This window comes from Bartonella sp. CL63NXGY, assembly GCF_042194905.1.
In the GTDB taxonomy this organism is placed as follows: Bacteria; Pseudomonadota; Alphaproteobacteria; order Rhizobiales; family Rhizobiaceae; genus Bartonella.
Genome location: NZ_JBHINK010000103.1, coordinates 1 through 681, shown reverse-complemented (window position 1 = coordinate 681; position 681 = coordinate 1). Strand labels below are relative to the sequence as shown.

At 42.1% G+C, this 681-nt stretch carries 1 protein-coding gene; it reads left to right on the top strand.

What is annotated here, in order from left to right:
* Positions 1–232: 232 nt before the first annotated feature.
* A partial coding sequence (locus ACFIK0_RS09485; RefSeq protein WP_375663924.1) for a hypothetical protein occupies positions 233–681 on the top strand: 449 nt, incomplete at its 3' end.

The following is a 681-nucleotide window of genomic DNA, read 5'->3' as shown; positions in this document are numbered from 1 at the left end:
AACCACAATTGGTCCGCGTAATTGTTGGATGATCGTAATAAGATTTAACCATCCAACTCCCCACATTAAGGTAAGGTTTGGTTCAATAATCAATGGTCGCCATTGCGTTAATTGTTTCATATGAAACATCCCTACTTTCTCCGCATTAGATAATACTCTTCTCCGTCCGTTTGGTCACGCAGAAATCTGGTAGAATGAAGATAATAACCTAATCTGGGAGGAAATCAAGCTCATGAAGATGCCAATGTTAGGACTAAAGGGAAGCGCTGATCGCCAACAAATCGATGACCGGCTTCAATACCAACCAACTGTTTATGAATTTTATACTGATGCTAATGACTTCACCACTGATGGTTTGAAACGGCTTGATGATGCTGTTCAGTATGTCCAGTCACAAGGAATCAAGCACATTGTCATTCATCACCCAATGGTCTTTCAGCAATGGCATTCCGAAGTAGTTGCTCCAGAAGCAGCCTACCCAGAACTATATCGCTTCATTGAAACTAGCACTGCTGATTTATTAAAAATTGCCGAAAAACGTAACATCCAAATTTTGGTCCATGGTGGTTACTCTGGCCAAGAAGTGGAAGACATGATTGCTCATTATCCTAGCCTGCATGACGCTCGTCAAGCTGTCTACCAGCGGTTGGATCGATTTGCTAAAGATGGTGGCTCCCATAT